17 protein-coding genes are annotated in these 19,803 nt (G+C 35.8%); 16 read left to right on the forward strand and 1 reads right to left on the reverse strand.

Annotation, left to right across the window (positions count from 1 at the left end; genetic code table 11):
• Positions 1-191: 191 nt before the first annotated feature.
• From tsaE to BJL90_RS07385, 14 genes are all read left to right on the forward strand, one after another.
• Positions 192-647: a tRNA (adenosine(37)-N6)-threonylcarbamoyltransferase complex ATPase subunit type 1 TsaE gene (gene tsaE / locus BJL90_RS07320; RefSeq protein WP_205684281.1), complete on the forward strand. Its 456-nt coding sequence runs from the start codon at positions 192-194 to the stop codon at positions 645-647.
• Positions 648-902: 255 nt separating this feature from the next.
• Positions 903-2,804 (forward strand): sensor histidine kinase, encoded by a 1,902-nt coding sequence (locus tag BJL90_RS07325; protein ID WP_070965981.1) that lies wholly within the window; start codon positions 903-905, stop codon positions 2,802-2,804.
• Positions 2,805-2,856: 52 nt separating this feature from the next.
• A complete protein-coding gene (locus BJL90_RS07330; RefSeq protein WP_156778729.1) occupies positions 2,857-3,621 on the forward strand; it encodes a LytR/AlgR family response regulator transcription factor in 765 nt (254 codons plus the stop codon).
• 188 nt (positions 3,622-3,809) lie between these two features.
• Entirely contained in the window at positions 3,810-5,594 is a 1,785-nt protein-coding gene (locus BJL90_RS07335; RefSeq protein ID WP_156894484.1) for a dynamin family protein, read from the forward strand.
• Positions 5,595-5,756: 162 nt separating this feature from the next.
• Entirely contained in the window at positions 5,757-7,790 is a 2,034-nt protein-coding gene (locus BJL90_RS07340) for a dynamin family protein (protein ID WP_169824199.1), read from the forward strand.
• 16 nt (positions 7,791-7,806) lie between these two features.
• Positions 7,807-8,769 carry a M48 family metallopeptidase gene (locus BJL90_RS07345; protein WP_169824200.1) on the forward strand — a complete coding sequence of 321 codons (963 nt, stop codon included), beginning with the start codon at positions 7,807-7,809 and terminating at the stop codon, positions 8,767-8,769.
• A gap of 10 nt (positions 8,770-8,779) precedes the next feature.
• The gene (locus BJL90_RS07350; RefSeq protein WP_070965996.1) at positions 8,780-10,573 is read left to right on the forward strand and encodes a dynamin family protein; all 1,794 of its coding nucleotides are present in this window, start codon (positions 8,780-8,782) and stop codon (positions 10,571-10,573) included.
• An 81-nt stretch (positions 10,574-10,654) separates the two neighbouring features.
• Positions 10,655-11,614 carry a zinc ribbon domain-containing protein gene (locus BJL90_RS07355; protein WP_156778731.1) on the forward strand — a complete coding sequence of 320 codons (960 nt, stop codon included), beginning with the start codon at positions 10,655-10,657 and terminating at the stop codon, positions 11,612-11,614.
• A gap of 350 nt (positions 11,615-11,964) precedes the next feature.
• Positions 11,965-12,666, forward strand: a complete 702-nt coding sequence (gene tsaB, locus BJL90_RS07360; protein ID WP_070966004.1) for a tRNA (adenosine(37)-N6)-threonylcarbamoyltransferase complex dimerization subunit type 1 TsaB — start codon at positions 11,965-11,967, stop codon at positions 12,664-12,666.
• A 6-nt stretch (positions 12,667-12,672) separates the two neighbouring features.
• Entirely contained in the window at positions 12,673-13,119 is a 447-nt protein-coding gene (gene rimI / locus BJL90_RS07365) for a ribosomal protein S18-alanine N-acetyltransferase (RefSeq protein ID WP_070966007.1), read from the forward strand.
• 12 nt (positions 13,120-13,131) lie between these two features.
• Positions 13,132-14,382 (forward strand): efflux RND transporter periplasmic adaptor subunit, encoded by a 1,251-nt coding sequence (locus BJL90_RS07370; RefSeq protein ID WP_070966010.1) that lies wholly within the window; start codon positions 13,132-13,134, stop codon positions 14,380-14,382.
• A gap of 33 nt (positions 14,383-14,415) precedes the next feature.
• Positions 14,416-15,621 carry an ABC transporter permease gene (locus BJL90_RS07375; protein WP_070966013.1) on the forward strand — a complete coding sequence of 402 codons (1,206 nt, stop codon included), beginning with the start codon at positions 14,416-14,418 and terminating at the stop codon, positions 15,619-15,621.
• Positions 15,622-15,651: 30 nt separating this feature from the next.
• Positions 15,652-16,860: an ABC transporter permease gene (locus tag BJL90_RS07380; RefSeq protein ID WP_070966016.1), complete on the forward strand. Its 1,209-nt coding sequence runs from the start codon at positions 15,652-15,654 to the stop codon at positions 16,858-16,860.
• A gap of 13 nt (positions 16,861-16,873) precedes the next feature.
• Positions 16,874-17,566, forward strand: a complete 693-nt coding sequence (locus BJL90_RS07385) for an ABC transporter ATP-binding protein (protein ID WP_070966019.1) — start codon at positions 16,874-16,876, stop codon at positions 17,564-17,566.
• Positions 17,567-17,604: 38 nt separating this feature from the next.
• Here the strand turns inward: BJL90_RS07385 and BJL90_RS21835 are convergent, their stop codons facing one another.
• Entirely contained in the window at positions 17,605-17,769 is a 165-nt protein-coding gene (locus BJL90_RS21835) for a hypothetical protein (RefSeq protein ID WP_156778732.1), read from the reverse strand.
• Positions 17,770-18,215: 446 nt separating this feature from the next.
• Between BJL90_RS21835 and tsaD the strand changes: the two genes are divergently transcribed.
• Together tsaD and BJL90_RS21840 are read left to right on the forward strand one after the other, a co-directional pair.
• On the forward strand, positions 18,216-19,259 hold the full coding sequence (tsaD, locus tag BJL90_RS07390) for a tRNA (adenosine(37)-N6)-threonylcarbamoyltransferase complex transferase subunit TsaD (RefSeq protein WP_070966023.1): 1,044 nt from the start codon (positions 18,216-18,218) through the stop codon (positions 19,257-19,259).
• A gap of 105 nt (positions 19,260-19,364) precedes the next feature.
• Entirely contained in the window at positions 19,365-19,526 is a 162-nt protein-coding gene (locus tag BJL90_RS21840) for a hypothetical protein (RefSeq protein ID WP_156778733.1), read from the forward strand.
• Positions 19,527-19,803 lie beyond the last annotated feature (277 nt).

The following is a 19,803-nucleotide window of genomic DNA, read 5'->3' on the forward strand; positions in this document are numbered from 1 at the left end:
CCTCCCTGTAGTATTTTTTCAATATAGTATACGCAGCATATTTCATAAAAAAGGGTATCTCAAGGAAACAAAAAATTATTGAATATATGGATAAAAGATTTAATTATGTTAAAATAAAGTATGAAGCGTCAGAAATTCATTCATAATCATAAGAAGCGTATAATAAAAAGAAAAAACAAGTAGGTGTACTGATGAAATGTATTAAAACTTTTAATGAAAAAGAAACAAAGGCATTAGGAAAGAAACTAGGGGATTTAGTAAAGGCAAAGGATGTTTTATGCTTAGTAGGGGATTTAGGCGCTGGAAAAACCACTTTTACAAAGGCTTTTGCTATAGGGCTGGAGGTAGAAGAGGATGTTACCAGTCCTACTTTTACGATTGTACAGGAATATCAAGGGAGAATACCTCTCTACCATTTTGATGTATATCGCATAGAAAATATTGATCAAATGGAGGACATACCCTATGAGGAGTATTTTTACGGAGATGGCGTATGTGTGATTGAATGGGCTCATTTAATTGAAGAAATTTTGCCAAAGGATTATATAAAAGTTCAAATAAACTATGTAGATATAGAGACAAGAGAAATCTGTTTTGAAGCTACCAATGGATACTATAAAAAACTAGTGGAGGAGTTGTTGAAATAAAACGAGATAACTTGAATCGTTGTCTTGTTTTTGGTAGAATTATCTTAATAATCTGAAAAGTGGACTCCTCCAGCTAAAACTGAGCAGCGGGGAATCAAATGGAGAGCCTACTTCACCTGATAGGAATCCCTTCTAAGCTAATACTTAGAGGTGAGAGGCGTATAGCCTAAAAGTAAAATCATGATAAATTGATGAATGAGTTACAATATAATATTGCTTCGTTGTTTCTTAAGATTCATTCATATGTGGGGGACTATGAAAAAAAAAGCGAGAAGTATTTTTACTTTTTTTGTGATTTTAGTGTGGACGTTGATGATAGGTGGTTGTAGCGATACCATTGAAAAACCAAAAGCTGTTAATGGTGTTCTGGATTTATCTCAGTGGAGCTTTGAAGAGAAGGGGCCTGTAGAGTTAGATGGAGAATGGGAGTTTTATTGGGAACAACTACTGATGACAGAGGAGCCTAGGCCTGTTCAAGAAGAATCTCTGGACAAAGCGTATATACCTGTACCACAAACATGGAATACCCATGAGATACGAGGAAAAGGGAAGACAGGGTATGGTTATGGCAGTTATCGATTACAGGTTATACTTCCGGATTACGAAAAAGTACATGCTCTAAGGGTTTCCTCTATTGCCACATCTCATGAAGTTTGGATTGATGGAAAACTCGTGTCAGTAAGAGGAAAGGTAGGGGTTGATCAGAACACAACGCACTCGAACGTTAGGCCAAATATCATTTATTTCAGTGCTGATCAGCCTAAGATTGAAATCATTATACAGGTATCTAACTTCATGCACAAGAAAGGCGGGATATGGCAGTCATTACTTATTGGCAGCAATGAGCAAGTCCGTAAGATATATGACTTCAGCGCTTTTTTAGATGTTGCTTTATTTGGGAGCATATTTATTATGGCTTTTTATCACTTAGCTCTCTATATTTTGGGAAAAAAAGATCCTTCTACCTTGTACTTTAGTATTTTTTGTTTTTTAATTGGACTTAGGATTTTATTAGTAGGGGAAAAATTTTTACAGCAATTCGTTCCTGGATTATCTCAAGAAATAGCATTCAAGTTAGAGTATCTAACCTTTTATTTAGGTATGGTGGTATTTTATATGTTCATTTATGCTCTCTTTCCAAAAGAAATGTCCACCAAGGGCTATAGGGGTGTTATTGTTATTGGAGGCATTTATTCAGCGATTGTATGCATTACACCTGCCAGTATATATACCCATATGTTATCCAGCTTTCAAATACTTTCGGTTATTTTTTGTATTTACATCCTCTATGTTCTATCTGTGGCTGCTTTTCGGCGAAGAGAAGGAGCAGGTATGATCTTGACAGGATCGGTTGTTTTTATTGCTACAGTGATCAATGATATTTTTTATTATAGTGAGATGATCTTTACAGGAAACCTAATAGCCTTTGGATTATTTGTATTTATTTTTGTACAATCTATTATTGTTTCAGTGCGGTTTTCAAAGGCTTTTACGACTATAGAGCAGATGTCTGAAAAATTATTATCCATGGATCGTTTGGAAATGCAATTTCTTCAAGCACAAATTAAACCCCATTTTTTATATAATACATTAAACACGATTATGGCTTTTTGTCGTACTGACCCAGAAAAGGCATGGGAACTATTAGATGAATTTAGCAACTATTTGCGAGGAAAATTTGGTTTTAAAAGTACAAGTCGTTACATAACTTTAGAAAAGGAGCTGAATTTTGTTTCCTCTTATCTTGCTATTGAAAAAGCGCGGTTTGATGAACGATTAAATGTAGAATATGACATTCGATCGGATACTGCTGTGTTGGTACCGCCTTTGATTCTACAACCTATTGTAGAAAATGCAGTGCGTCATGGTATTTACCCCAAGAAAGAAGGGGGGACCGTGACCGTATCCGTAGAGAAGCAAACCGAGGCTGTAAGGATACAAATAGCAGATAATGGTGTGGGAATGACACAGCAGCAGATCAAGGATTTATTAAAAGGAAAAAAGTCACAGCAAGGGATTGGTCTATTAAATGTACATACACGCCTGAAGGCAAACTACAATCAGGGGCTTGAGATTCAAAGTGAACCAGGGCAGGGTACTAAGGTTACGATTATGATTCCACATGGAAATCCAGCAGCCGAAACAATGAAAGAGTGAGTAAATAAAAATTTGTAGCTATGTATACAAACGTAAGGGGAGAAGAAAAGTGGTGAGTGCTATACTAATTGATGATGAGAAAGTTTCATTGCAGGAGCTTACCTACATGTTGGTACAATATAAAGAGATACAGATTCTTGGAACCTTCACTGATCCTGTAGAAGCTTTAAAAGAAATACCAAAACTAAATCCTGACGTCATCTTTTTGGATATTGAAATGCCAGAAGTAAATGGTTTTGAAGTAGCTGAACAAATTGAAAAACTTTCAGTGGAACCTGCTATTGTATTTGTTACAGCCTATGATGAATATGCCATTAGGGCTTTTGAAGTCAATGCTGTGGACTATATTTTAAAACCCATCTCTCCTAAAAGAATCCGAAATACCCTTCAGAAGCTAATGAAAAAGAAGTTTCATCCTGATAGTCAAGGTAAGAAAAAATACGTATCAAGACAAAAGTCTATAGATTTCAATAAGGTTTATGACAACAGATTTTCGAAAGTATTTATATATCAAGGAGAAGAAATTATTCTCTTAAAGCCTTCTGATATTTTATATTTTATGGTGGAAGGCGGCGTAGTAACAGTGGTGACGCAGCAAAAGACTTATAAAACACGAGAAAGTTTAAACTATTGGGAAGAAAAATTGCAAAGGCAAGGTTTTTTTCGCTGCCACCGTTGTTATTTAGTGAATTTAGAGAAGATAGAAAAAGTTATTCTTATGTTTAATAGTACCTACTTGCTCAAACTTGCCAGTAGTACTGCTGAAATTCCTGTTAGTCGCAATTATAGTAAATTATTAAAACAAATCTTGATATAAGAAACAAAAAGAACAGCTATTCTCCTTAGCTGTTCTTTTTGACTTCCTACGATTTAATTCCTGCATCTCACAGGCAAATCACATAGGTTTTTTATGAAATATGCTAAAATTACACTAAGACCGTCTTATCTTAGGTTTTTGCCACATGATATGACCATTTGAAAATAGGAGAATATGTGGGTGGAAGTATGATTGATAACTATAAGAATATAGAATTTCAGCTTTATGGCTACCTAATACAACTACGACAGATATTTCAGGCAAATTGTACGAGTAAATACGAGATTGAAAATATCAATAAAACTATTGAATTAATTCAAAATAGAAAATTTAATGTTGCTGTTATGGGCGAATTTAAAAGGGGAAAGAGTTCGTTAATCAATGCTTTGCTTGGAGTAAATATTCTACCATCAGATGTAACCCCTACAACCGCCACCATTAATAGAATCACCTATGGGACAGAACCCTCTATGACGATATTTTATTACGATGAAACAACAGAAGTTGCAGATATAGATAATATCTCTGAATATGTCACGATGCTTACCGAAGAAGGTTTAAAACGGGCAGAGGAAATTCGAGAGGCAGTTATTCATTATCCAACCGTCATATGTCAAAACCATGTTGATATTATAGATACTCCTGGATTAAATGATAACAGAGATATGACAGCAATAACAATGAATATGCTTGGCTGCATTGATGCTGCTATTGTTGTTATTTCTGCATTAGCGCCTTTTTCAGAAAAGGAAGCTGAATTTGTAGGTCAGCTGATAAAAAGTGATTCTATTGAAAATATAGTTTTTGTGGTGACCTTTATTGATGAAATTGATGAAGATGAGCAGAATAAATTCATCACATATATTCACAATCGAATAGTCAAAAGCGTTTTAGAACTTATAGAGAAAGAAAATTCTCCAGGAAAAATACGGATAAAAGCTAAACAGTTATTAGATAACTCGTTAATTTTTGGTGTATCTTCTTTATTGGCTATGCAGTCGTTTGTTGCGGGGGATCGGGAGTTACTAAAGAAGAGCAGATTTGAAATATTTAAAACTGAACTATATGAATTTCTTACGGCACAGCAAGGTGCCAATACCATCATAAAGGCAGTAAAGTGTATACAAAAAGCAGGCGAGGAATTTGATAAGTTATATAGCAATAAAATATTCCAAGAAGATCAGTGCCTATATATCATTGACCAAAAAACCAGCACCATCAATAACTATTGTAGTGAATATAGGAAAGCATTGGAATGTGCCCTTCAAAAGCTTGAAAAACCACTAAAGGAATGTCTTGATGATATTTTACACTTAAAAAGTGTTTTTACAAATAATTTCACAAGTGCTTTAAGTAAGTCTCAAAATAGCCAACAAAATGAAATCATAGAGGCGATAGCATCGGAAGCTGCTGGATGTTGGAGAATAGCAAATGAAGAATGTGCAGAAAAGCTTAAGAAAAAAGTATTTCAGCTATTTACTTCTGTTATGGAGGATTATTACAGTATGAGAAAATGTGAATGCATGGAACCAATTGAGGAATTAAGCAAAATATGCAATTTTCACTGGCAGGCTTCTCCATGTTTTGATAAAAGTATGATAGAGATCATAACATCTTTTGGGTTTCCTATATTCAACTGGCAGGCATCACCTATTCCTCATCCTCAATACTTTCATAACTATAACCTGCTGGATAATATGAAATATGCTGTTGAAATTTCTGTAGAGAAATACTATGAGCACTGGCAGTTTCTTATCCATTCAGTGAAAAATTGGTGGATGCAACAAAGTGATCATGAAGTTTTAGCAATAACGGCGTTATTAAATAATGAAATCAAAGAAAATAAAACCTCCAAAAAAGCTGAGTTATATGCGTTAATAGATACTTACCATAAACAAAAAAGCATGATACAAGAGATAAGAGAAAAAACAGAGGCAATTTTCATTACTACATCAAATCATGGCATAACTTAAGGAATTAAATTCATGTTAAGTAAGCTTGTGCAATTAAAGCTGAGCACCGGGGAATCAGGTGGAGGGTCTACTTCACCTGATGGAGAATCCCACCTACGTTAACGCTTAGAGGTGGGGTCGTATACCCTAAAAGCAAAATCATGATAAAAGGGGATGTTAATGATGAATGAGAAGGCAACAAATTTCAGTAGTTTTGTAGGCTATAGGCAGTTGGTCATTGATCTTACTACTGATCTAAAAAAGCTAAAGGAATATGGAGAACATTTAAAGCTGGAAAACGGTAATATGCTCATTGAAGAAATACTGAAAAGAATTGCTAATGATTCCTTTGACATTGCAATTGTAGGAGAATTTAAAAGAGGAAAAAGTACTTTAATCAATGCTCTTTTAGGTAAAGATATCTTACCTACGGATATTCTGCCTTGTTCCGCCACATTAAATAGAATTACCTATAATGTATCTCCTTTAGTAAAAATTGAGTATAAGGACGGACAAATTGAAGATATTTCCATAGATAAACTTCCAGAATATGTAACAAAACTGACGGATGAATCAGCAAAAATATCTGAAAAAATAAAAGAAGCAACAGTGTATTACCCTATAAACTATTGTAGAAATAATGTTGATATTATTGATACGCCAGGGTTAAACGATGATAAAAGCATGACAGATATTACGCTATCGGTACTTCCACAGGTAGATGCAGCGATTTTAGTCATCATGGCACAATCACCCTTTTCTGAATATGAAAGAGATTTTTTAGAAAACAAGCTGCTGACCAATGATTTGGGCAGAGTTTTATTTGTGGTAACGGGAATTGATCGTTGTGACGAAGATGAAGTTGATAAAGTTCTTAAATCAATAGCAGATAGGATTGAGAAATATGTTCTGAAAAAGGCGGCAAAAACCTTAGGAGAGGATTCAGAAGAATTTGCTGTATATCGAAGAAAGCTGGGGAAACCAAAAGTATTTGGCATATCTGCAAAACAAGCATTAAAAGGGAAGATAAAAGGCGATGATGAGCTGCTTGAAAAAAGTTGTTTCCCACAATTTGAAAAGGAGCTAGAACGTTTCTTGACGGAAGATCGAGGGGCTGTAGTTTTGCAAGTGCCTGTAAACAGGATATTAGCTACTTCTTCCGAAATACTTAAAACAATAGAAATTCAGGAAAATGCTCTGGCAATGAAAAAAGAAGAATTCGAGGAAAAGTATCAGGAGGCCATCAATGAAATTAATCACTTAAGACAAAAGAAAAAAGAGGAATTATCCCGCATCAATACATCCGCAACAAATGCATTTAATCATCTTCAACCCCTCCTTGATGAATTTTGGCCGACGTTGGAAAGTCAATCTCTAGCAATCATTGATAATGTGGATATTCAGGCAGAGGACATAAAAAAAGACAATATAGAGTATACACAGCAGCGAATACTCTCACAAGTTAGTGATAATGCAAAAAATATAGGCCAAAATTATTCTGAACGGATACAAATTGAAATTGAAAAAGCCCTTGATCAAGAAGCAGTAAGACTTCAAAAGTTTGGTGACGAAATGTTAGCATCCCTTGATAGAATTCACAATATTTTCGTAAATCCAACTGGTGCACCTGATTTAATGGTTGAGGGAATTGTCAGTTCTGCCATAGGCAGCTTTACTATTCCGGGACTTGCGGGAGTATGGACGGGTTATCGTATTGCAGGTGTCAAAGGTGCTTTCGTTGGTGGAATTGGAGGGTTTGGAGGTGCAGTGGGAGCAGGAGCTATTATGGCACTGTTAGGAATACCTCTTGTCTGGCCCGCCTTTCTAGCTGTCAGTATAGTTTCTGTTTTTACTGGAAATTGGTTAACGAAAGCAGTATTTAAAAAGGATGGCATTGAAGCGTTTAGAGCTGGCATGAGAGAAGCAGTATTGAATCAGTTTGATGAGATGAAAAAACAGGGGGATTTTGTGAAGAATGTTCGTCAGCAAGTCAATCGTGCCTTTGATGCATTAAAAGAAAAAATTGAAAGTGAAACGGAAACGGTATTAAACGATACACAGCATACGCTGGATGAACTAAAAACAAAAATTCAAAGAGAAAATATTATGACGGAAAAGGAAAAAGAAGAATTAAAGGAAATTGCTCTGGGGGTTACTAAAATCATGGAAAATGCCAGTAAGATCAATCAACAGTTGATTTCAGTACTGGATAAGTAAAAGGGAGTGGATGAATATGAATCCTACTCAAGATATAAATATTAGCTTCAAAAGCTATGCAGCTAGGAGAAAACATGAATTATCTGCCCATATAGTGAATGGCGTACCTGATTATTCCTTTTCAATGGACTATGCAATACGGCAAAAAATCAATGCAATACCAGGAATGTTTCAGTTGTTTAAAGCCATTACAAGTCATATGGTACCCTTTCAAAGACAAAAGCTAAATATGGAATGCGTTGCAGCAGGACCACAACAATATCCAGAGCTGCATGCTATGGGAGAAGAATGTGCTAAAAGACTTGGAATAGGTGTTCCTCAAATATTTGTAAAATATGATGTGAAAATTAATGCTTATGCCTTTGCTACAGAAGATTCCACACCAGTAATCATGGTGACATCTGCTATCGTAGAAAATTTTACAAAGGCTGAACTCAAAGCAATCATAGGGCATGAATGTGGCCATATACACAATAACCATACGATTTATAAAATGGCGGCAGGTATTGTTACAGGAACAATAACAGAAGGTTTGCATTTGATTCCCGGACTTAAGCAAATGGTTAGTTTGCTTTCGCTAGGGGCAAAATGGCTATTGTTAAACTGGTCAAGATGTGCTGAAATAACTTGCGATCGTGCAGGACTTATATGTGCAGACAGTCTTGATGATGCTGTCAAAGCTATTGCAAAATTTGGCTTTGGTGGTGTAAAAGCTTTAGAGCATATCAATATTAATGAATATATAAAACAAATTGAACAAATGCAGGCAACCCCCGTACGCTATATGGAATTGGAAAGCACACATCCCTTGACGCCCAAAAGACTACTGGCTTTTAAAATTTTTAACCAGTGCGATGTTTTGTACTCATGGAGACCAGATTGGAAAACATCTGATATGGATTTATTTTCTAAAGAAGAAGCTGATAAAAAATGCGAAAGCTTCATATCAGTTACATCTAAAAAAATGAATGTCAAATAGGGGGATGGTTATGAAAAATGTTATTGATGAATCAATAATGGATAGAATTTTTATCGATTTTGAAGAAGTAAAAAATGACATTCAGTCTATTTTAGATGAACTCCTGCAGTTTAAAATTGATAAAAGAATACAGGTATCTGTTGGCTCAGAGAACATTGAAAAACTACATGCTTGGGAAAGAAATATTAAGAGACGATTAAATGATGATTTTTCCATAGTGATCATTGGAGATTTCAAGCGTGGTAAATCTACGCTTGTTAATGCTCTGCTTCGTGAACAGGTGGTTACTACAAATGTTACTCCAGAAACTGTTACCATCAATCGTATTTCATTTGGTGAAAAAAACAGTATAGAAGCTGTTTTACAAGATGGGAGACGTGCGATGTTAGACATGGTTGAGTTAAATAGAGAGAAGCTGGAGAAAATTATATCAAAACTTCCTTCTCCTGTGGCGTATATAGACATCAAAGTCCCAGTGGATGCCTTAAAGGGAATAAGGATAGTAGATACTCCGGGTGTCGGAGACTTGTTAAGGAAGTTTGATCATCAAGTGCAGGATTACATGGTACACGCAGATGCAGTGATTTATGTGGTATCGGCTTTATCCCCACTATCAGAAACTGAGCAAGCTTTTTTGTGTGCATCTATATTACCACAAAACTTCTCAAAACTATTTGTGGTTTTAAACATGGTGGATTGTCTTGAGAGCAAAGAAGAAGTTGAAAAAGTGAAAGGTCTTACCAATAGTAAACTAGCAAATATTTTTCCTAACAGTTATGTTTATGCAGTTAGTTGTTTGGATGAATTTTGCAGAAGAAAAAATCTTAAGAGACCTAAACCAGATTTAAAAGAGGTATTAGAAAGGTCCTTTGATGCTATGTATGATACTCTCCAAAATGACATTGTACTGAAAAAAGATAGCATTCAAACAGAACGTTGTTTAAATATGCTAAAAATCATGATCAGTGAAATAGAAGGAAGAATAGCTTTGATTGAGAATATGTTGCTGCTTAATCAAAGTAAACTGAAGATTTTGATGGATCAATATCAAAATGAAAACTCAGATTTATTACAGCGCATTAATAAACATAAAGAATCCCTAAAGCTTGAAGTGAGAGAAATGCATAGCGAGGCAAGAGAATGGATGGAGGATTTTTTAAGTCGTTTAGAAGAAGAAATCCGTTCTGCTGAAAGTACACCATTAGAAACATTAGAAAAACATTTTCATTTTTATATGATTGATATGCTTCGTTCCGCAATGATAGAATGCACAAATGCTCACCTTAAAAACATAGCTGAATTATTAAAAAGCACTACAACAGCCTTTGCCTATGAATTTTCAAATCTTACATCTGTAGCCTGTTCTACAAAAATTGCGACTTCTACTGTGGAAGTCTCCTGGACCAATTTAGATGCTACTGCTGCTGCACTGAACTTCATTCCTGGATTAGGTCCATTAACCTTATTAGGTCAAGCCATTATCGGATTTTCAAAACAAAAAAACACATCGAATCTACAAAAAAAATATACTAACAATATTTTAAATCATTATAGGGAAATCAAAGAGAGCGTATTTTTGGAATTAAGAAGTATTTATGAAAATCTTGTACAGTTTGCAGAACAGCAGATCAATATCATTTACCAAAATCAAGTAGAGGCTTCTGTACAAGCGATAAAACAAGCACAAGAAATAGCTATGAAGGAGAGTACAGAAAAAGAAGAGATGCACTTGGGTCTTGACGCAGCAAAACAAATCCTTGCATCGGCAAAACTTAGACTAAGCAAATACGAAGAAGTCTCATAAAACCAGACTTTGAAGATGTAGTGCTTGAGCTTCCGACTTAAGAAGTGGGTGCCTTAGCAATACATCAAAAGATATAAAAACTTGATAAAGAAAAGGGGAAAGATGATGGTCTTTTGTACAAAATGTGGCAAGGAATTGACGGACTTTTCTTTGTTTTGTTCTGTCTGCGGAATGCCTGTAGAAGAACCGAAAATAAAACAAGAAATTAGCAGCGCTACGTTGCTATTTAAGTACCAAAAAAATCCGATGTTGATGATGCTGACAGAGCCCTTAGATGTAACGCTAGATGGACAGCTGCACTTTAACGTAGTAAGTGATGGGGAAGTTTGTTATAATGTGGCACAGGGCAACCATACTTTTTCGACTTATGTACCTTATATGAGTGGAAAGAAGTATGGCCTTACTACTAAAACTTTTTATGTTGGCGCTAATGAAGTTTTAGAAATATGCTATAAGCCGCCAATGGCAGTTTTTATGGCAGCCAATATTACAATAAGACCAGTACATAAGAAGCCCATATTGGAGACAGCTGAAAAAGAGTATCATCATAGAGATCTAGCAGAACCTATGAGTTTGTCACAAGAAAATCATCAAAAACAAGCACAAAATATCTCATTAAATGATGAGGGAATAAAAAGCATTTTACATCAATACAAGCAAGAAGGAGAAGAGTTTGTTTACTACCTTTATGGTGTTGTTGAAGCCACCTTCAAAGAAGCCATAAAGTATGGGCCATTTGTCTCCTTTGCAAATACCTATTATCTTGTACTGTTTTCAAATAAAAAAATTGATATGATTGAATTAAGCAAACTCACGATGAAGCCTAAACCTGTCAATCATTACTTAATTCCTATAGAAGATGTGAAATTAGTTAAAGTATCTAGCTGGCTCTCTAGTTTTGGTAAACAATTTAACATTTTAACAAAGGAAGGTAAAGGTTTTAAGCTGAAGGTGTCTAAAGTTTGCTATGGAATAAAAGAACAGAAAAATAATATGAAAAAATTTGAAAGATATATAGAAAGTTTGGGGCTTAAAGCTTAGCTGGGTTGAGTCTCATGGATTATTTAGAGAAAGTCTCTGCAAAAATGCTAGAGACTTGTTGTTTTTTATACGCTAAGTATATCTATTTACCCTATAGATATAGATGTGTGCCCTTAAATTTTAATATACTAAGGGCTACATTTGCAGTCCACGGTTTTGGGGCGAAACCGTAGACCGTGTATATTAAAATTTAACTTTAGAAGCGCACATCTATAATAGTAGAGGCTAGGGATAGAAAGAGCGTATTTTGTCAAAATAAAAAAATAAATAGGAATAAAATTTTCCAACATGTTAAAATATGTTAAAATAGAGAATAAGAACAAGTGACAAATAGAGGAGCTGTTAAAACGATGAAAATATTAGCATTGGATACATCATCCATCGTAGCTACCGTAGCTGTTTTGGATGATGAAAAATTGATGGGAGAATATATTTTAAATCATAAAAAGACCCACTCCCAAAAACTTATGCCCATGATGGAGGAGGTACTAAAAAGCTGTGAATTATCTCCTAAGGAAATCGACGTATTTGCTGTATCTTTAGGACCCGGTTCTTTTACAGGTCTGAGAATAGGTTTAGCTACCATAAAAGCAATGGCTCAAGCTCTGGACAAGCCAGTAGTAGGGGTTTCTACATTAGAGGGCCTGGCCTTCAATTTAGTCCACTGTGAAGCGCTGATTTGTCCTATTATTGATGCGCAGCGAGATTTGGTTTATACAGGAGGATATCAATGGAAACAAGGATTTTCTAAAGTAGTGGAGGAAGAAGTTATTGCCATAGAGCAGCTGTTGATGAACCTGAAAAGCAGAAAAGAAAAAGTGATTTTTCTTGGAGATGCTTTGGAGAAATTTCGAGAACTTATTATAAGAGAGTTAGGAGATTTGGCGATATTTCCTCCAAAGACGCTTACAATGCCTAGGGCTTCTTCTATAGGGGAGCTAGCTAGACGAAAAGTGCAAAATGGAGAACTGAGAAAAGCATCGGAAATATTGCCGGTGTATATGAGAAAATCTCAAGCTGAAAAGCAATGGGAAGAGCGAAATAGGAGTTAAGGGACGATGGAAAAATTAGAAATAAGAAAGATGTTGATGAAGGATATTCCAAGTGTCATAGAGATAGAAAAACAATGCTTTCCTATACCATGGACAAGAGGTGCTTTTGAAACAGAGTTAAAGAAGAATAAGTTAGCAATTTATAGGGTGGCTACTTGGGAAAATCAAGTAGTAGGCTATGGGGGTATGTGGTTCATTGTAGATGAAGGGCATATTACAAATATAGCAATACATCCAAATTTTCAAGGCAGAGGCATTGGAGAAGCTATCGTAAGAGCTTTGATGGAGGAGGCAAATATAAAAAGAATTTATCGTATGACATTAGAGGTTAGAAAGTCTAACCTCATTGCACAGAATCTTTATAAGAAACTAGGTTTTATCTCCTGCGGCATAAGACCTGGTTATTATAGTGATAATGGTGAAGATGCTTTGATTATGTGGAAGGAGATTTAAGGGGGAGAGACGATGTCAAAGAGTAAGTCTAAAAAGAAGATCATTATTTTTGCAGTAATCATGGTTATTATTGCAGTCACCATAGTAACTGCTGCTGCCATGAGAGGAAAGGAGCAGGAGATTTCGGTAGATGTATTTACCCTCAAAAAAGGAGAAATAACGGTAACCGTCCCTGCTAATGGCATTTTGGAGGAGGTAGAGAGACAAACAATTTATACAGAAGATAGTGCAAAGGTGCTATCTATCGAAGTAGAAGAAGGCGATCATGTGACAGCAGGCCAGGTATTGGCTTTATTAGATGGGGATGATTTAGAAATCCAGCTAAACATTAAAGAGAAAAATCTAGAAATGAATAAAATTGAATTAGCTAAATTGGAAAAGATATATGGGGAAGAGAAAACAGAACACAATCGGCGATTAGAAAGTGCAAGTAGAAAAATGGAGGAAGCGAAGAGGGACTTCGATAGGGATAAAGAGCTATATGAACATGGAGCTATTTCTCAGCAGGAATATAGACAAAGTGAGAGAAATTTTGAAGATGCTGTGGAAAGTTATGAAGAAATACAGGCAAAAGTATATACCACTGAATTTGATATTGATAGAATGAAAAAGAGTATTGCAGTGACAGAACTAGAGATTCGTGAAATACAAAATAGAATAGAAAAGCAAGAAGACAAGATTCTTAGTTCTATCAATGGTGTTGTTACAGCCATTCATCTAGAAGAGGGAAGTTTTGTAAATCCAGCAAACCCTGGTTTTGTTATCTCCAATATAGAGGATTTAACGATTGAAATAAAAGTGAGTGAATACGATATTGCTAAGGTAGAATTAGGTCAAGAAGTAGAAATTCAAACGGATGCTATAACAGGAAAAACCTTTAAAGGAATTGTGGAGAAAATATCCCCTGTAGCAAAAAGAGAGTCTACAGGGCAGACAACAGAAACAATTATTCCTGTAACCATTAAGGTAGAAGAAAAGGATGATCTTTTAAAACCAGGATTTTCTGTAAAGACAAGAATTATTAGCCAGCAAAAGGAAGGTGTGTTGGTGGTGCCTTTTGATACAATTACGATGGAAGCAAATGGTGCAAAGACTGTTTTTATAGTGAAGGAAGAGGTTTTACATAAGGTAGAAGTACAAACAGGAATAGAATCTGACTTTGAAATAGAAATTGTTGATGGATTGCAGGAAGATGACAAGATTGTTTTAAACCCTTCCATGTATTTACAGGAAGGAATGAAGGTTGTTGTGAATGAGAGATAATAGCAGGGAAAATAAGGACAGGGAAGGATTGTTATGAACTTATTAGAAAATGTTGTGTTAGCTTTCTCTACGATTTGGGCAAATAAGATGAGGTCCTTTTTAACGATGTTAGGAATCATCATAGGCATTGCCGCAGTAGTAGCCATATCTGCCATAGGTAATGGGGGGAAATATCAAATACAAAAAAGCATGGAACAATTCGGAACAAATCGGTTGATGATCTATATGAATTGGGAAAAACAAGGAGATATGAAACTTAGAGATTTTCTTAATGATAGGGATATTGAAGCGATTAAAAATCTAGAGGGGATAGAAGCGATTACACCTCTTTACGAAGATTGGTCTTCTATTGGTGTTAAAAATCGTCATATAGACGTGGTTTTAGTAGGCGCTAATGCCGATAGTCAAGCGATCACAAATGTTGAAGTAAGCAAGGGAAGATTCATTACTGACAATGATGTAGAAAAATATAGCAACAGCATCGTGATTTCTGAAAAAGAGGCAAGGGAGTTATTTGGAACGACTGATGTTATGGGAGAGATCGTCACATTAAATAGTTATAGAGGGCCCGTTGATTTTCAAGTGGTAGGTATCACAAAGTATGAAGAAAACTTTTTTAGCAACACGATGAATGGTGGGAGAGCACAGGTTTATGTGCCTATCACAACTATCATGAGAGTCTATAATCAAACCGTATACTATGGTGTAAACCTAAAGGTTGCTAATAGAGAGGATATGGATCGTGTGGGCCAGCAGGTTATAAATTTATTAGGGAGGATACATAATAATCAAAACATGTATACGGTATTTAATCTTGAACAGATGATGCAAACCATTACAGGTGTAATTAATACCATAACAACTGTATTAGCTTTTATTGCAGGAATAGCTTTGCTGGTGGGAGGGATTGGCATTATGAATATTATGCTGGTTTCTGTAAGCGAAAGAATACGTGAAATTGGCATTAAAAAAGCTATAGGTGCTAAAAGAAGTACAATACTGCTGCAATTTTTAACAGAATCCTCCATTATAGCTTTAATAGGAGGGGTTGTAGGCATTGGTATCGGATTTTTATTAGGGACAGGTGCTTCTTTTTTGTTGAAAATGCCACCTTTGATCAGCTTAAAGGAAGTGTTAGCTACTTCCCTATTGGCAATGGTAATAGGTATAGTATTTGGCGTTTATCCTGCAAATAGGGCTGCAAAAATGGACCCAATTGAGGCCCTTAGGTATGAATAGAGAATTTAGGTTAAAAAGGAAGGTAGAAAAATGTTATTAATAGAAACCTTTAAGGTAGCACTGCAAAGCATATGGGCAAACAAAATGCGATCTAGTTTAACGATATTAGGCTTAGTTATTGGTATTCTGTCAGTGGTAGTAATTACAACCTTAGGCAATGCTGCTCAAGCGGACATGATGGGGGCTTTTGATAAATATGGCAAAGGAAAGTTAAACCTCAATCTCAACTATTATACTGAAAGACCAGTGGTTTATCGAGATTATTTCAGTGATGATGATGTTGCTGCCATAAGCAGAATGGAAAGCGAAGTGGCTGCTGTATCTGCAGAATTAAGAGAATGGATGACGATTAAATATGGTGATAAGGAAATGCGTATAGATACCTATGGGGTAAGCAATAACTATGATGAAGTTGAAACGGTGGATTTGCTTCGAGGTAGGTTTTTAACGGAAGAAGATGTATTAGGAAGAAGAAATGTAATGGTTATTGACGAAAAAATCGCTAGATATCTATTTGGTTCTACCGATTGCATTGGTGAAGTTGTAACCCTTACTACTGGATGGTATACAATGGAACTGATGGTGATAGGAGTAGATAAACTATCGGATTCTGCTATCTTAAATATGGCGCAAGGAAACTACGCCTATGGTTATATGCCTATTTCAGTAGCCTCTAGGATGAACTTTATCGACAGATATCCTAGATTGATGCTGCAGGCACAAGAGGGCCTAAATATCAATAGCGTAGGAGAAAAAATACTTAACCTATTGGAAAGAAGAGATAAAGAAAAAAGTATGTATCGTGTAGATGCCAAAGAAAGTCAGTTTAGTCAAGTTACGCAAGGCCTAGGATTTTTAACAGCAACGATATCAGGAATTGCTGCGATATCTCTAGTGGTGGGGGGGATTGGCATTATGAATATCATGCTGGTATCAGTGACAGAACGGACACGAGAGATTGGTCTTAGAAAAGCTATAGGTGCTAAGCCATCAGTTATATTACTTCAATTTCTGGTAGAAGCAGTGATTCTTTCTGTATTTGGCGGAATGCTGGGCTTATTGGTGGGAGGAATCATTAGTTTTGGTATTGTTCAAGTCTTAGGATTACCTTTTATCCTATCAATAAACACAATTGTTTTGGCTTTTCTTTTTTCAACGACAGTGGGTGTTGCTTTTGGTGTATATCCAGCTAGAAAGGCTTCAAAACTTGACCCTATAGAAGCTTTAAGATATGAGTAAATGAGGTGATAGCATGATTACTGTTAAAAATTTAAATAAAGTCTATGAAAATGGTAGTATAGCCGTGCAGGCATTGAAAAATATAGATTTAGAAATTAAAGCGGGGGAGTTTGTAGCCATCACTGGCGCCTCTGGTTCTGGCAAATCTACTTTTATGAACATTATCGGGTGTTTAGATCGAACAACTTCCGGATTATATATATTAGATGAGGAAAGAATAGAGGATTTATCTGATTATGACCTAGCAGAAATTCGTAATAGAAAAATTGGATTTGTGTTCCAATCCTTTAATCTATTACCCCGTACTTCTGCTTTGAAAAATGTAGAGCTTCCTATGATGTATGCTGGCGTATCGGGAAAAGAGAGAAAACAAAGAGCGATGGAGGCATTAGAAAAAGTAGGTCTAGCAGATAGAGTGCATCATAAACCGAATGAATTATCGGGGGGTCAGAAACAGAGGGTGGCTGTTGCTAGAGCCTTAGTAAACCAGCCTTCTATTATTTTGGCAGATGAACCTACTGGGAACCTAGACTCTAAGGCGACCCACGAGGTAATGGACTTATTCCAAAAATTAAATGATGATGGTGTGACAATCGTCATAGTGACCCATGAGCAGGAAATTGCTGAAAAAACAAAGCGCATTATAAGTTTTCGCGATGGAGAAGTTATTTTAGATGAGCAAACAAATGCTTATAAGAAAGCTTAAATCGATAGAAGCAAAAACAGCTCCTATCGATTATCCTTTTACCTTCGCCTATTGTTCTTTGGATATCTTCCTCGCATGATTTGAAAAACTGCTAAGTCTGTTGGTTCAACTGGATACAGCATACCATCTGGCATGATGTTTTCGCTGCCTAATCGCTCAGCTAAACTTCTTTTATGGGAAGTGGTGCGATACCTTCTGGCCATCGTCGTCAACTCCTTTAAAAAGAGAGATATATTAAAGTTCAGTTTAAAGGTGTATAGCTATATAGATAAGCAAGTACAAAGATGAATAAGCCGCAGAGGGCGTACTTTGTTAAGTTGTAAATTGGTTATCTATATATAGATGTGCGCCCCTAAATTTTAATATACTAAGGGCTACATTTGCAGCCCACGGTTTTGGGGTGAAACCGTAGACCGTGTATATTAAAATTTAACTTTAGAAGTGCGCATCTATAAAGTTTCTTATTTATAGTATAAACCAAATTTAAAAAACTAGTAATTTAAAAAATTCCAAATGCAAAAATTTTGCAATTCATATATAATCTATAATAGAGTGGACAATCTAAATAGATGGAAGGCTTGCAAATATTGTAGAGCCATTTGAATAGAAGAACTGTTCCTGTGGCGTATAGAAGGAGAGAAGAAGTAGAATGTCTATTGATGTTATAAAAGATGATGTCATCACTTTAGCTATCGAAAGCAGCTGTGATGAAACTTCCGTTAGTGTTTTAAAAAACGGTAGATTCGTTTTGTCAAATATTATTGCTTCGCAAATTGAACAACACCAAAAATTTGGTGGTGTTGTTCCGGAGGTAGCCTCTAGAAAGCATATTGAAAATATTAATCTTGTTATTGAAGAAGCACTGCAAGAGGCAAAAATTACCTTTGATGATGTTACCCATGTAGCTGCAACCTATGGGCCTGGATTGGTGGGAGCACTGCTGGTGGGGCTATCTGCAGCAAAAGCCATTGCCTTTGCAAGAGAAATCCCTTTAAATGGTGTAAATCACATAGAAGGTCACATTTATGCCAACTTTATTGAACATAAAGAGCTAGAACCTCCTTTTATCTGTTTGATTGTTTCTGGGGGACATACTCACTTAGTTTATATGAAGGACTATGGTGCCTATGAAATACTGGGTAAGACAAGAGATGATGCGGCTGGAGAGGCTTTTGATAAGGTAGCTCGAGCACTAGGCTTAGGTTATCCTGGCGGCCCCCTGATCGATAAACTTGCAAAGGCAGGAAATAAAGAAGCAATCCCTTTCCCGAAGGCATACTTGGAGGAGGGAAGCTATGATTTTAGCTTTAGTGGCTTAAAATCTGCTGTATTAAATTATTTAAATGGTCAAAAAATGAAGGGGAATCCTATTCCTGTGGAGGATGTAGCAGCTAGTTTTCAACAGGCGGTTATCGAAGTTTTAGTAGAAAAAACCATAGCCTGTACTGTGGAAAAGGGAATGAAGCAAGTTGTTTTGGCTGGAGGGGTAGCCGCTAATAGCGGACTTAGAGAATTATTACAACAAAAGACAAAAGAAAAGGGCATAGACTTAAAATATCCATCTCTAAAGCTATGCACAGATAATGCCGCTATGATTGGTTGTGTAGGATACTATAACTACATAGGAGGTCACCGATCAAGTTTAGCGTTAAACGGTATTCCAAATCTAAAAATCGGAGAAATACATTCATAATATTTGTAAAATTTACTAAAACTACATAAGATTACTTGTATAAGCCGCTATCCCCTCTATGCTATAATAAAATGGATAAACCAATACAATAGGGGGAGAGTTTATATGGAAATGTTATCATGGATGAAAAAAGTGGATAGCTCTATGGAAAAAAACGCGCTCTTGGAATTAATTGACGAAATGCATGGTGTTATTCATGCACTCTTAGAAGAAAATAAAGCATCTAAAAGCACGATTGAGAAACTATCAAAAGAGCTAGAAAAGTAATAATATCTTACATAGTGATACAGCAAAAACCATAATAAATTTAATTTTATGTTAATAGAAAACCCTGCTCTTGGAATAGAGAAGGGTTTTTATTTTTTAAGGTTTTTATAGTATTATACACAGATATATAAAAACAAAGGTGTTATGATTGTGGATAATTTTGAAACAAGGCGATTGTAAGGGGTGTAATTGTGGATAACTCTGTGGAAACTGTGGAAATCCTGTGGATGAATGTGGATATACCTCCTCACTATAATATATGCTTCTTCTCTATAGA

The organism is Clostridium formicaceticum (assembly GCF_001854185.1).
GTDB classification, from domain to species: domain Bacteria; phylum Bacillota; class Clostridia; order Peptostreptococcales; family Natronincolaceae; genus Andreesenella; species Andreesenella formicacetica.